Annotated in this window: 10 protein-coding genes; 3 read left to right on the top strand and 7 right to left on the bottom strand. The window is 60.6% G+C overall.

What is annotated here, in order from left to right; translation table 11 throughout:
* Positions 1-47: 47 nt before the first annotated feature.
* The 3 genes from FTE24_RS21680 to FTE24_RS21670 form a co-directional block, all read right to left on the bottom strand.
* Entirely contained in the window at positions 48-1,181 is a 1,134-nt protein-coding gene (locus tag FTE24_RS21680; protein WP_141446354.1) for a PP2C family protein-serine/threonine phosphatase, read from the bottom strand.
* 206 nt (positions 1,182-1,387) lie between these two features.
* Complete coding sequence (locus FTE24_RS21675; RefSeq protein ID WP_150230407.1) at positions 1,388-1,924, bottom strand: chromate transporter; 537 nt, start codon at positions 1,922-1,924, stop codon at positions 1,388-1,390.
* A gap of 65 nt (positions 1,925-1,989) precedes the next feature.
* Positions 1,990-2,631, bottom strand: coding sequence for a chromate transporter (locus FTE24_RS21670; RefSeq protein ID WP_150230409.1), 642 nt, complete (start codon positions 2,629-2,631; stop codon positions 1,990-1,992).
* Between the two features lie 265 nt (positions 2,632-2,896).
* Here FTE24_RS21670 and FTE24_RS21665 point away from each other — a divergent pair, with 265 nt between their 5' ends.
* Positions 2,897-4,087, top strand: coding sequence for an ROK family protein (locus FTE24_RS21665; protein ID WP_202111958.1), 1,191 nt, complete (start codon positions 2,897-2,899; stop codon positions 4,085-4,087).
* Between the two features lie 13 nt (positions 4,088-4,100).
* On the opposite strand, the gene FTE24_RS21660 is transcribed toward FTE24_RS21665, so the two are convergent.
* Complete coding sequence (locus tag FTE24_RS21660; protein ID WP_150230411.1) at positions 4,101-4,979, bottom strand: helix-turn-helix transcriptional regulator; 879 nt, start codon at positions 4,977-4,979, stop codon at positions 4,101-4,103.
* Positions 4,980-5,140: 161 nt separating this feature from the next.
* Here FTE24_RS21660 and FTE24_RS21655 point away from each other — a divergent pair, with 161 nt between their 5' ends.
* Both FTE24_RS21655 and FTE24_RS21650 read left to right on the top strand, forming a co-directional pair.
* Positions 5,141-7,138 (top strand): glycoside hydrolase family 127 protein, encoded by a 1,998-nt coding sequence (locus tag FTE24_RS21655; RefSeq protein ID WP_150230413.1) that lies wholly within the window; start codon positions 5,141-5,143, stop codon positions 7,136-7,138.
* A gap of 345 nt (positions 7,139-7,483) precedes the next feature.
* Positions 7,484-10,075, top strand: a complete 2,592-nt coding sequence (locus tag FTE24_RS21650) for a glycoside hydrolase family 127 protein (RefSeq protein ID WP_150230415.1) — start codon at positions 7,484-7,486, stop codon at positions 10,073-10,075.
* A gap of 152 nt (positions 10,076-10,227) precedes the next feature.
* Here the strand turns inward: FTE24_RS21650 and FTE24_RS21645 are convergent, their stop codons facing one another.
* The 3 genes from FTE24_RS21645 to FTE24_RS21635 are packed head-to-tail and all read right to left on the bottom strand — an operon-like array spanning position 10,228 to position 13,040.
* Positions 10,228-11,220: a glycoside hydrolase family 43 protein gene (locus FTE24_RS21645; protein WP_150230416.1), complete on the bottom strand. Its 993-nt coding sequence runs from the start codon at positions 11,218-11,220 to the stop codon at positions 10,228-10,230.
* A gap of 43 nt (positions 11,221-11,263) precedes the next feature.
* A complete protein-coding gene (locus FTE24_RS21640; RefSeq protein WP_150230759.1) occupies positions 11,264-12,121 on the bottom strand; it encodes a carbohydrate ABC transporter permease in 858 nt (285 codons plus the stop codon).
* A gap of 25 nt (positions 12,122-12,146) precedes the next feature.
* Positions 12,147-13,040 carry a carbohydrate ABC transporter permease gene (locus tag FTE24_RS21635; RefSeq protein ID WP_150230418.1) on the bottom strand — a complete coding sequence of 298 codons (894 nt, stop codon included), beginning with the start codon at positions 13,038-13,040 and terminating at the stop codon, positions 12,147-12,149.
* Positions 13,041-13,165 lie beyond the last annotated feature (125 nt).

Here is a 13,165-nt window from a genome sequence, read left to right as displayed (position 1 = left end):
TTTCCCGCCGCATCTTGGCTTCCGCCCGTTCCATCCGTTCGATGACGTTATTCGTTCAATTGAATGGATACGATGCACACATCGTCTTTTTTGCCTTGTCCCAGCACCGCCAGCTTTTCGGTAAAACGGTCGTTCGGCAGATAACGAAACCGGGACGCGTACTCTTCCAGCCGGCCGATGCCGTCTCGAATCGATTCCCGCGGCGTCTCGACGAGGCCGTCGGTGTACAGCACGATCTTGCCCGGCCCGTCGTAGCGGCACACGCCGCTGCCGCGGCCGATCGATTTGCGGATCCCCAGCGGCACGCCGGTATGTTCCATATAATGCGCCTGACGATCCGACGGGAAAAAGAGTCCCGGCGGATGTCCCGCGTTGAAGTAACGAATCTCCCGCGCCTGCTGATCGATCAGCAGGTAGATCGCGGTCAGGTAGATCGAGCCGCGGCTGCCGCCGAACAGGCTGCAGATCTGCTTGTTCAGTTCCTGGCATACTTCTTCCGGTTCCGACAGGCGCTTGACCATGCCGTCGAGCAGCGAGCGGACCGACATGCTGATCAGCGCCGAAGACAACCCGTGCCCGGCCACGTCGATCAGCATGACCCCGCAGCGATGTTCGTCGATCCGCGTCCAGTAGAACATGTCGCCGGACACTTCGTCCGACTGGATATACTGGGCGTGGATCTCGATGCTCGGTTCGATCATCGGCGGCGGCAGCACCGTTTTCTGGACCCGCTTCGCCAGCTGCAGTTCCTTGAGCAGGCCGATCTCCCGGGCTTTGCGGATATCGGTCTCTTTTTTGAGCCGGATCGCCGACTGCACGCGCGCGAGCAGTTCGTATTCCGGCGCTCCTTTTTCGATAAAATCCATGCCGCCCGCCCCGAACGCTTCCTTGAAATGCCTTCGGTCCCCGGTCAGGAAAATGATCGGCAGATCGACGTACGCGGGGCAGTCCTTGATCAGGCGGCACGCTTCGATTCCGTCCATGTCCGGCATGACGATATCGAGTAAAATCAGGTCGAACGCGGCCGCTTTGCGCGGTACGCGTCCGTGGCTCATGCCGAGCCGTCCAAGCGCTTCCTCCGCGGAAGCGGCCGTCTCGATACCCGAGTAACCGGCTTCCGACAGCACCTGCTTGAAATAGGCGAGGTTCATCATCGAGTCGTCGACGATCAATAGGCTCATGGCGTGTCTCCTTCGCGCGAATCATCGTGGTCGATCGCCTGCCCCACGTTCGGGATCAAACCTAAACAGGGTTAGTTATATCATCGACGACGAACAGGCGATTGTTAAGATGCGGGAGACCCATTCTTTTTTTAAAAAAATTCCCAGACGTTCCATACAAAAAAGGCTCTGCCCCCGAACGGATGTCCGGATAAGCAAAGCCTTGTTCAAAACAGGACGATTCCGGCCGCGGCGGAAAGCAAAATGACCGCAAGCGGATGCAGCTTCCACTTGACGAGCGCGATCAACCCGCCCGCTCCGATCAGCAGCATGCCGATCGTCGACCAGCCGAGCAGCGTCTGCGCGGTCAGGCCGCCGAACCCGAAATGGATGCCCGCATACACAATCAGCGCGACGACGACCGGGCGCAGCCCGTAGAAGACCGCTTTGACGCCGAGTTTGTCGTGCAGCCGCACGAAAAAAGCGGTCAGTACGACGACGAGCAGCAGCGACGGCAGCACGATGCCGAGCGTCGCCGCGATCGCGCCCGCCGGTCCCGCCTGCGCGTATCCGATCAGCGTCGCGCTGTTCGTCGCGATCGACCCGGGCGCCATGCCCGACAGCGAGCCGATTTCGCGAAACGCGGGCGTATCGATCCAGCCCCGCTCCGCCGTTTCCCGCTGGATCAGGCTCATGACCGCGTAGCCTCCGCCGAAGGCCATACAGCCCACTTTGAAAAAAAGGGCGAACAGCTCCCACAGCATAACGTTTCTCCTGCCTTCCTATAGTAGGGATAGCGCGTAAATAGCCTATAGACCGCGTATCCGGATCAGATATAGTATTCCGGCAGCATCGCTTCCGGTTCTTCGACGCTCCGCTTCGGTTCCGTGTGCGCCTGCGCGCCGGCATGCCGCCGAATCAGCGTCGCAGCCAGGCCGACAGCCGGTCCGCCCGCGATCAGCCAGAGCGAATGCAGATGGGTCAGCAGCAGCAGCGCGAGCGCCGCGGCCGCGATGCCGAACGTTACCGCGTCGAACAGCGACGTTTTGGCCATTTTCCACGCCGCCAGCAGGATCAGCGCGGTCACCGCCGCATGCACGCCTTTGAGCGCCGCTTCCACTTTCGGATTTTCCCGAAACAAAGCGTACAGCAGACTGAGCGCCAGCACGATCGCAAGCGTCGGCAGCGTGATGCCGAGCACCGCCGCGGCCGCTCCGGCAACGCCGCCGAGCCGGTAGCCGACAAAAGCCGCCGAGTTCACCGCGACGCCGCCCGGCGCCGAACCGGCTACCGACACCATGTCGCTCATCTCTTCCCGGCGCATCCAGCCCCGGCGTTCCACGATTTCGCGTTCGATCGTCGCAAGCATTGCGTAGCCTCCGCCGAACGTGGACGGTCCGATTTTGAGAAACGCGACAAAAATAGCCGGGACCTGCCGCAGCCGACTTTTCGTTCCCGCCGTCAAGTTCATGGGACAGGCTCCTTTCTCGCCTCTTATTCAGCTTGTCCAGTATAACACATTTTCTCATTATGAATTTAAGTCGAGATAAAATAACTATAAAAAGGTGTGAAAATCGCTCAAAAAGCCGTATATTGATAAAATAAAGACAACTAATTACCAAACCGAATATAAGTCGAGTATTCCTATGTTTTTTGTGCAGAAAGTAGAAATAAGCGGGAGGCTCCTTTATACTGAAGAATAACCTACCTACATACTCGGAAATGGAGAGATTCGATTGACGATCGCCCGTGCTCAAACTTCGATTCGCAAAGACGTTTACCAACGCATTCTGGAGCTCGGCCCTGTCTCCAAAGCCGAACTGATGCGGGACTTCGCGCTGACCAGCAGCAGCATGACCCGCCTGCTCGACGATCTGACCGACCAGGACATCATCCGCGTATCGGGACTCGGCACTTCCACCGGCGGACGCAAGCCGATCCTGTTCCAGGCCAATCCTACGTACCGCTATTTGCTCGGACTGGAAATATCGCGCATCTATTCGACGCTCGGCCTGTACGATATGCAGCTCAACCCGCTCTCGTCTATCCGCTGGAAAATGGATGCGGACACGACGCCGGAACGGTTGACGGAACGCGTCGGCGTCGAGACGGAACGTTTTCTGGCGCAGCACGGCCTGCAGCCCGGCAGCCTGCTCGGCATCGGGGTCGGCGCGGTCGGACCGCTCGACCGGGAGCGCGGCCTGATTCGCAGCCCCGAATTTTTCCCGGCCGCCGGCTGGGACGAAGTGCCGATCTGCGAGCTGCTGGAGCGGCGTCTGCGCCTTCCGGCGCGGCTCGACAACGGCTCGAATACGGCGCTGCTCGGCGAACATTGGGCGCTGCGCGGCCAAAGCCCCCGGCATCTGCTCTACGTGCATGCCGGCGTCGGCCTGCGGGCGGCGATGATGTCCGACGGACGGTTGATCCGCGGCGCGGCGGACGCCGAAGGCGCGGTCGGGCAGATGATCATCGCCACGGACGGGCCGCGCTTCGAAGGACGCGGCAATCACGGCGCGTGGGAAGCGTTCGTCTCGGTGCGCGCGCTGGAAAATCGCGTACGTACCCAGCTCAAAATCGGCCGTCCCAGCCTGCTCGCCGGCCGGCATCCGGACACGGTCACGTTTGCCGATCTGACGGAAGCGCTGGAAGCCGACGACGCGCTCGTCAAGGAACAATTCGACGAAGCGGCCGCTTATCTCGGTATCGGACTCGCCAATCTGATCAACGTGCTGCATCCCGACGTCGTCGTGCTCGGCGGCCCGCTGATCGAAGCCCATCCGCTCGTATACGAGACGGCCGTATCGACCGCGCTCAAAAATATCGTCAGCGGACACGAATACAGCCCCGCCTTTTCATTGGCGGAGCTGAAAGAAAACGCGGTCGCGGCAGGCGCCGCTTTTATGCTGCTGCAGGAATGGACCGTCTGATGCGGCTTGACGCTCAGCGCCGGTGCCGCTGGCGAAAGCGCAGCGGCGAGACGCCGAACCGTTCGGAGAAGCGGCGCGAGAAATACGGCGCCGTCTCGAAGCCGACCCGTTCGGCGACAGACGCGATCGGATACTCGGTCCGCAGCAGCAGCAGCCGGGCTTGTTCGAGCCGGCATTCTTCCAGGTATTCCATCGGCGTCAAGCCGTTCACCCGCTTCATGCAGCGCGTCAAGTAATTGTAATGAAAATGCAGCGCTTCGGACAGCGCCGTCCCGGTCAGCGGCTCGGCGTAATGGGCCCGGATATAACTTTCGGTCCGTTCGGCGATACTCTCCGCCGGGCTGCCCGAAGGATCGCGGCGGCGCAGATCAAGCGAACGCAGCAGCTGTTCGAACAGCCGCTGGCGTTCCCAGACCGCACCGGACAGGCTGCGTTCTTCCAGCCGCAGCAGCTGCTCCCCTTCGCCGCTGCCGCCCGGCGCGCCGGGCAGCATGCCCAGCTGGGGCAGCCGGATTGTGTACGGCGCCGTCGCGAAGCGGCCCATATGCCCGTCCCGATCGACAAAAGCCGGCTCGCCGCCGTCGCCTGCGGCGCCCCACTGCCCCAGCGCGCGAAAATGAATCCAGACAAAACTCGTCAGCTCCTCGCAGGGCCGGACCGCGTAATGATAACGGTCCGGCAGCAGCAGCAGCGCGTTGCCCGCTCCCACGTCCCACTGCCGATGCTCTTCCCCGACAAACAACGTGCCCCGTTCCACGAGAATAAGATCGAACATACCCAAATCACGGCGATTCGGGTGGCTCTCCCCCGGTTCGTACAAGGTGCGGCCGCATTCCATAAAATACGGAAACGGCGGCGCCGCCAAATAAATGACCGATGCTTCCTGCTGCATGGCTCTTTTTCCCTTTCTGCGGTTCCGTTTTTGGGTAACGCTTTCATTGAGTGTGAAATCCGACAAGAATCCGGGCGCTTTCCTCAATCGTCTCCTTTGATTCTAAAGCATATAATGACGTTGTACAGACCCAAATCCGATAAGCGAAAGGAAGAACCCCAATGTCCCCGATCCCGAACCCGTCCGAACCGGCGGCTTCCGCCGCTGCCGTTCCGGCAGGCGTCACCCTGAGCGATCCGTTTTGGTCCGATTATACCGAGCGGGTACAAAACGTCGTCATTCCTTACCAATATGAAGCGCTGCACGACCGCGCTCCGGGTGCGGAGCCGAGCGGCGCCGTCCGGAATTTCCGTATCGCCGCCGGACAGGCCGAAGGATCGTTCGTCGGCTGGGTGTTCCAGGACAGCGACGTGGCCAAATGGCTCGAAGCGGTCGGCTACTCGCTGCAAATCCGGCGCGATGCCGAGCTCGAACGCCGCGCCGACGAATTGATCGATCTGATCGGCGCGGCCCAGCAGCCGGACGGTTACCTGAACACGTATTTTACGATCAAGGAACCGGGCAAGCGCTGGACCAACCTGACCGACTGCCACGAACTGTACTGCGCCGGCCACATGATCGAAGCGGCGGTCGCTTATTATGAAGCGACCGGCAAAGACAAGCTGCTGCGCATCATGCAGCGCATGATCGACCATGTCGAAACGGTATTCGGCCCCGAAGAAGGCAAGCTGCGCGGCTACGACGGCCACCAGGAGATCGAGCTTGCGCTCGTGAAGCTGTACAAGCTGACCGGCGAAGAACGCTATTTGAAGCTTGCGGCTTTCTTCATTAACGAACGCGGTCAGGAACCGAACTTCCTGCGCGAGGAATGGAAAAGCCGCGGCCGCCGCGGGCATTTCGAACCGAATGTGCGGCAAAATCTCGACCTGTCGTATTTACAGGCGCACAAGCCGGTGCGCGAACAGTCCGAAGCGGTCGGACACGCCGTTCGGGCCGTCTACATGTATACGGCGATGGCCGATCTGGCCCGGTTGAACGACGACGAGCAGCTGCGGCAGGCGTGCATCCGGCTCTGGCACAACGTGACGCGCACGCAGATGTACGTAATCGGCGGAATCGGTTCGACCCATCACGGCGAAGCGTTCACGTTCGATTACGATCTGCCGAACGATACGGTCTACGCCGAGACGTGCGCGGCGATCGGTCTGATCTTCTTCGCCCAGCGCATGCTGCTGCTGGAGCCGAAGTCCGAATATGCCGACGTCATGGAACGCGCGCTGTACAACAACGTGCTCGGCTCGATGGCGCAGGACGGCAAACATTATTTCTACGTCAATCCGCTGGAAGTGTGGCCGCAGGCGTGCGCCCACAATCCGGGCAAGCAGCACGTCAAGTCCGAACGCCAGGCCTGGTTCGGCTGCGCCTGCTGCCCGCCGAACGTGGCGCGGCTGCTGACGTCGCTCGGCCGCTACATCTATACGCAGCACGGCGACACGCTGTATGCCAATCTGTATATCGGCAGCGAGCTGTCTGCCGAACTTGGCGGCGCGCAGGTGCGGATCAAGCAGCAGGCGGCGCTGCCGTGGAGCGGCGACGTCTCGTTCGAGATCGCCACGGATCGGACAGGCGAGTTCGCGCTCGGACTGCGCGTGCCGTCGTGGAGCCCGGACATGACGGCAGCCGTCAACGGAGAGCCGGTCTCCTTCTCGCGCGAAGATCTTGAGCACGGCTACCTGATCCTGCGCCGCGAATGGACCGACGGCGACGTCGTTACCGTCTCGCTGCAGATGTCGACCGTTCTCGTCTACGCCGACGCACGGGTCAGAGCCGATGCGCACAAAGCGGCGATCCAGCGCGGGCCGTTGGTCTACTGCGCGGAGAGCATCGACAACGGCGAGCCGATCTCTTCGCTGCGGCTGCCGCAGACAGCCGTGTTCTCGGAGCGCGGCGCCGACGATCTGCCCGGCGGCGCGATCGCCGTCGAGACGCAGGCGCTGCGCAGCGTGAGCGTCTCGCCGGACGCAGGCGAAGACGGGGCCGCATTGTACGGCACCGTGCCTCCCCGTCTGGAGCCGGTTAGCCTCACGGCCGTGCCTTATTATCTGTGGGGCAACCGCGGCACCGGCGAGATGACGGTCTGGTTGACGACGTCGGATTAAGACGTCGGATTGAACGCGGCGTAACCTGACGTTTTGACACCTGCATGCAGCCGCCTGACAAAATATCTTTCAAGCCCAACAGGCAGGAAAAGCGCAGCCGCGCATTTCCTGCCTGTTTCGGCGTTTTTTTCACAAGCGGCTCTCTGATCCGTTTACCTAACTTTTTGACACTCATTCGAACGTTGGGCCATTTACCGGATCGCCTACTCCCGATAAGCTGAATCTAAGAGACGCCGGCCCGATATCGATAACGATCCGGCTTCCCCTACTTATGCTGCACACATCCATACATCCGGCCCAGGCCCATCCGTTCCACATCCATCCTGCCCAACGAGGAGAACTGCCATGCCAACCGAATTTTCCGCCTTTTCCGCGCCCGCGGCGCTGCTGAACGATTACCCGCTTGATCGCGTACGGATCGACGATCCTTATTTGCAAAATGCTTTTGCCAACGAAGTCCGCTATTTGCGGCAGTACGAACCGGACCGGCTGCTGGCCGGCTTCCGCGAGACGCGCGGGCTTGCGCCGCTCGCCGAGCCCTATCCCGGCTGGGAAAGCACCGAGATTCGCGGCCATACGCTCGGCCATTACCTCAAATCGCTGGCCCAGGCGTGCGCAAGCTCCGGCGACGCCGAGCTGCACAAGCGGCTGGAGACGCTGATCGCCGGACTCGCCGAATGCCAGTTCGAGAACGGTTACCTGTCCGCTTTTCCCGAAGAGCTGTTCGACCGGATCGAACGCCGGCAGCCGGCCTGGGTGCCGTGGTACACGATGCACAAGATCGTCGCGGGGCTGACGGCCACGTTCGAATACACAGGCAGTGAACGCGCGCTGGCGCTCGCTGCGAAGCTCGGCGACTGGATCGCCGGCCGGGCGCTGGCGTGGACGCCGGAGATCCGCTCGGCCGTACTGGCCGTCGAATACGGCGGGATGAACGACTGCCTCTACGACCTGTACCGGCTGACCGGCCAGACGACGCATGTCGAAGCGGCGCACCTCTTCGACGAAGAGACGCTGTTCGGTCCGGTCCGCGAAGGCCGCGACATTTTGCGCGGCAAGCACGCGAACACGACCATCCCGAAATTTCTCGGCGCCCTGAACCGCTACCGCACGCTCGGCGAGAGCGAACGCTTCTATCTCGAAGCGGCGGAACGTTTCTGGGAGATGGTCGTGCACCATCACAGCTATATTACGGGCGGCAACAGCGAATGGGAACATTTCGGCGAGCCGGACCTGCTGGACCGCGAACGTTCCAACTTCACGGCCGAGACGTGCAACACCTACAATATGCTCAAGCTGTCGCGCGAGCTGTTCAAGCTAAGCGGCGACGTCAAATACGCCGATTTCTACGAAAATACGTTCCTGAACGCGATCCTCTCGTCGCAGCATCCGCATACCGGCATGACGATGTATTTCCAGCCGATGGCGACCGGCTATTTCAAAGTATACAGTTCTCCGTTCGACCATTTCTGGTGCTGCACCGGGACCGGCATGGAGAGCTTCACCAAGCTGAATGACAGCTTGTACTTCCAGGCAGCAGACGGCATCTTCGTCCACCAATATCTCTCCTCGGAACTGGACGCCGAGGCATTCGGCCTGAAGCTGCTCCAGCGCTCCGCCCTGCCGGAAGGCGATACGGCCTCTTTCGCCGTATCCCTGACCCGGCCGCAGGCCGGCCGGGTATCGCTGCGCTTCCGTCTGCCGGGCTGGCTGGCCGGCGAGGCCGAGCTGACGCTTAACGGCGAGCGCCTGGATATCCAGTCGCAAGGCGGCTTCGCCGTCGTCGATCGCGTCTGGAGCGACGGAGACCAGGTCGAGCTGCGCCTGCCGATGACGCTGCGCGCGGTCGGCCTGCCCGACGCGCCGCATGCCGTCGCGTTCAAGTACGGCCCGCTCGTGCTCAGCGCGGGACTCGGCCAGGAGGACATGGCCGAGTCCGCCACCGGCGTGGCGGTGAGCGTGCCGACGAAGCCTATGCTCGTCAAAGACTTCCTGACGGTGCCCGGCAGCCCGGACGAATGGCTGCACTCTTTCGCTTCGCGCTGGGAACGGCGCGGCGAAGGGCTAGAATTCGTCCTGCGCGGCACGGACGAAGATCAGCGCTTGACGTTCACGCCGCATTACAAGCGGCACGGCGAGCGCTACGGCATCTACTGGCGGATCGTCGAAGCCGATTCGCCGGAGATGCAGCGGCATATTCTGGACGCGAAGCGCAGCCGCCGCGTGGAAGACCTGACCGTCGACAGCCTGCCGGTCGGCAACGACCAGTACGAGCTGGAGCATAAAGTCCGCGGCGAGCGGACGTTCGTCGACGTCTGGGACGGCAGCACGACCCGCCGCGCCGAGACGGGCGGCTGGTTCGGGTATACGCTGTCGGTGCGTCCGCGCGAAGAGCAGGTGCTGGAAGCGACGTTTTTCTCCGGTCACCGCGGCGACCGGGCGATCACGATCGAAGCCGGCGGAACGCTGCTGTTCGAAGGCATCCCGGCGTCCGACGTCGAACGCGGCTTCCATACGCATCGCTATCCGCTGCCGGCGGACCTGATCGGCGATCGCGATACGCTCGACGTGGTCTTCCGCGTCGCCGGCGAAGAGACAGGCATTTTCGGCATCCTGCGCGTCCTGATTCCGTTCGATACCGAAGCTTCGCTGCGGCGGCTTGAATTCAGCGCCGGCACGCTCGAACCGCCGTTCGAGCCGGCGCGCATGCGCTACGCGCTGCATCTGCCGGCGGAGTCGGACACGATCGGGTACCTCGCCGTGCCGAGCCGCAGAAACGGCCTCGTCTACGAAGGCGGCGTGCTGATCGAAGACACGCTGCGCCGCACGGTCAAGCTCGGCGGCGCCCGCACGACGCTGCGCCTGACGTCCAAAGCCGAAGATCATGCGGCAGCCCGCGATTACGTCATCGAAATCGTGAAAGCGGACGCCAACTGAAGTCCGCCCCTCTGATGCTTGCCCCTGTGCACAGCCGAAGCCGAACCAAAAAAAGCGCTTTGCCCCGATCAAGGGCAAAGCGCTTTTTACCTATTCGTTTTCCGATTGCTTTTCCATACACAGACTTCCGCGGCTCGATTGCCGTCCCCCGCTTACCGGTCGCTGCCGATCTCCGCAGCCGGAGCCGCCGCCGTATCCGCTTCCGGCACGCCGAAGTCCGGCAGCCCGTCTTCCGTCCAGCCGAAAGCTTTGACGCGCGCATGGCGGTTCGGATCGTACAGCGGATCGCCCTGGATGTCTTTGTAGCTCCGGGCGTGGTAGACGAGCAGCGGTTCGCCGTCCTCGCCGGTCGTAAAGCAGTTGTGGCCCGGCCCGTACTGCCCGTTCTCCTCGCTGGTCGCGAAGACGGGACGGTCAAGCTTGGTCCATGAAGCCGGCGACAGCAGATCGGCGTCTTCGTCCGCGAACAGCAGGCCCATACAGTAATGATGGTCTGTCGCACTGCCCGAGAACGTGATCCATATCCGGCCGCCGTGCTTCAAGACCGCCGCGCCTTCGTTGACCGAAAAGCCGATCTTTTCCCAGTCATGCTGCGGCGTGCTGATCATGGCCTGCTGACCTTTGAGCGTCCAGCCGTTCTCCATCTCCGACAGATACAGATTCGAATTGCCGGGAATGCTCGGGTCCTGCTGCGCCCATACGTAATAACGTTTGCCCCGGTGCTCGAACGACGTCGCGTCCAGCGCGAACGATTCCCAGGCGGTGATCATCTGGCCTTTTTCTGTCCATATGCCTTCGAGCGGGTTATCCGACACATTTTCCAGCACGTACATCCGGTGATCGAACAGCCCTTCGTTCGTCTCCGTCGTATGCGCCGCCGCGAAATACATATACCATTTGCCGTCGATCCGGTGCAGCTCGGGAGCCCAGATGTTGGCGCTCATCGGTCCGCTTTGCCGTTTGGTCCAGATTACGACAGGCTCCGCCGTCCGCAGCCCTTCGATCGTCCGGGCCCGTCTGAGTTCGAGTCGATCGTATTCCGGCACCGAAGCGGTAAAATAGTAATAGCCGTCGTCGTGCTTGTGAATATAAGGGTCGGCCCGCTGCTCGATCAGGGGATTGCTGTACCTTTTCGTCTCGTCCATGTCCATGTCTCTCCTTGTGTCTTTGAATAGGCAGGGATCGTGCTCAGCCTTTGACCGCGCCGGCCGTCATGCCGTCGATGAAATATTTCTGGAATGCCAGGAACAGCAGGAAAATCGGGATGATCGAGAAAAACGAACCGACGATCAGCAGATCGTAATTGTTGCCGTAAGGCGTCAGCAGCGTCTTGAGCCCGATCGGCAGCGTATATTTGCGTTCGTCGCTCAGCACCATAAACGGCCAGAGGAAGTTGTTCCAGCTGTTCATCCCGTTCAGGATCGCCATCGCCGCAAACGAAGGCTTCATGATCGGCAGGATCAATCTCCAGTAGATGCCGTATTCGCTCGCTCCGTCGACGCGGCCCGCCGCGATAATCTCTTTCGGAATGCCGCTCAAATACTGCCGGAAAAAGAAGATCGTCGCCGCGCTTGCGATACCGGGCAAAATAATCGCCGAATACGTATTCATCAGCTTGAGGTTGAAGATGAGGGTGTACAGCGGAAGCAGCAAAATTTCGAACGGCACCATCATGATCAGCAGCACGCAGATGAACAAAAAGTTTTTGCCTTTGAATTCATAGGCGGAAAAGCCGTAGGCGACCGTCGCGCTGACGATCAGCGTGAGCGCTACCTGAACGACGGTCAGCAGCAGCGAGTTGAAAAACCAGACGAAATACGAATGGTCCCCCGTGAACAGGTAGGTGTAATTGTCGAAGCTCATGACCGACAAATCGAATCTCAGGTTCAGACCGTAGCGGATCAGCTCTTCGCCGGGCTTGAACGAAGCGAGCGCGATCGCGTAAAAAGGAATCAGGATCAATCCGCACAGCAGCGTAAACAGGACAAACAGCAAAATTTTGAGCGGGATGTCTTTTTTGACCGACACACCGGAGCGTTCGTTCATGTTGAGCGTCGTCTCTTTCTTCATCTTAATCCTCCTTCTTGAACAGTCCGGAGAAGGCGAGCTGGATCATGTTGATCGTCATCGCCAGCACCAGCAGCACGATGCCGACCGCCGCCGCGTAACCGAGATTGCTTTTCTCGATCCCCTGGCGATACAAATAGCCGACGATCGTCAGACCGATATTTTTCGGAGAATTGTTGCCGTTCCAGATCATCAGACTTTCGATAAACATCGCAAGTCCCGCGTAGATGCTAATCGTCAGCACGTAGATCGTCGTCGGCTTGAGCAGCGGCATCGTGATCATGCGGAATTTTTGCCACGCCGAAGCGCCGTCGATCGAAGCGGCTTCGTAATAATCTTCCGGGATGCTTTTGAGTCCGGACAGGAAATACAGGATGTTCACGCCGAGCCAGCGCCATGTCGCAAGCGCCAGCAGCGCGATGAACCCCGTCACCTGCCCTTTGAGGAATTTGACCGGTTCGATGCCGAACAGGCCAAGGAAGCTGTTGATCAGCGAGCCGTCCATTTCCCCGAACATGAGGCGGAAAATCGTGCCGGCCACGACGACCGAAGTCAGCGCGGGGAAAAACAGCGAAGATTTGAAAAATTCGCGGCCCCACATAAATTTGTTGTTGATCAGCACCGCCAGCAGCATCGGCAGCGGAATCAGGATCAGCAGCGTGCAGAGCATGTACACGGCGCTGTTCATGACCGCTTTGAGGAAGATCGTATCGCCGAGCAGTTTCTTGTAATTGTCCAGCCCTATCCACTGCGCTTCCTGCCCGAGCGATAGCTTCTGGAAGCTCATCGTGAAGGAACTGCCGAGCGGATACACCCAGAAGACCAGAAACACCAGGATGAACGGCAGCACGAACACGTAGGGAGCGACTTTTTGCGAATACAGGAATCGTTTGATCATTTTTCGGCACCTTCTTTGAATAGAGAACCCCGCCTTCGCGCAAAAGGAAATCTTTTGCGGCAGGCGGGAGCTCGTTAGAATGGAAAACGCGGCGTGCAGGCTTACCTCGCGAAATACGGATCGGT

The sequence above is a fragment of the Saccharibacillus sp. WB 17 genome, from assembly GCF_008634075.2.
Lineage (GTDB): Bacteria > Bacillota > Bacilli > Paenibacillales > Paenibacillaceae > Saccharibacillus > Saccharibacillus brassicae.
Note: the sequence above shows the minus strand (reverse complement) of the source record. Positions and strands in the feature narration are given on the sequence as shown.

Bases quoted from the DNA above. Each gene is read 5' to 3' on its own strand.
- FTE24_RS21680 (WP_141446354.1), bottom strand. From the start codon at position 1,181: ATGAGCCTATTGATCGTCGACGACTCGATGATGAACCTCGCCTATTTC.
- FTE24_RS21675 (WP_150230407.1), bottom strand. From the start codon at position 1,924: ATGCTGTGGGAGCTGTTCGCCCTTTTTTTCAAAGTGGGCTGTATGGCC.
- FTE24_RS21670 (WP_150230409.1), bottom strand. From the start codon at position 2,631: ATGAACTTGACGGCGGGAACGAAAAGTCGGCTGCGGCAGGTCCCGGCT.
- FTE24_RS21660 (WP_150230411.1), bottom strand. From the start codon at position 4,979: ATGCAGCAGGAAGCATCGGTCATTTATTTGGCGGCGCCGCCGTTTCCG.
- FTE24_RS21655 (WP_150230413.1), top strand. From the start codon at position 5,141: ATGTCCCCGATCCCGAACCCGTCCGAACCGGCGGCTTCCGCCGCTGCC.
- FTE24_RS21650 (WP_150230415.1), top strand. From the start codon at position 7,484: ATGCCAACCGAATTTTCCGCCTTTTCCGCGCCCGCGGCGCTGCTGAAC.
- FTE24_RS21645 (WP_150230416.1), bottom strand. From the start codon at position 11,220: ATGGACGAGACGAAAAGGTACAGCAATCCCCTGATCGAGCAGCGGGCC.
- FTE24_RS21640 (WP_150230759.1), bottom strand. From the start codon at position 12,121: ATGAACGAACGCTCCGGTGTGTCGGTCAAAAAAGACATCCCGCTCAAA.
- FTE24_RS21635 (WP_150230418.1), bottom strand. From the start codon at position 13,040: ATGATCAAACGATTCCTGTATTCGCAAAAAGTCGCTCCCTACGTGTTC.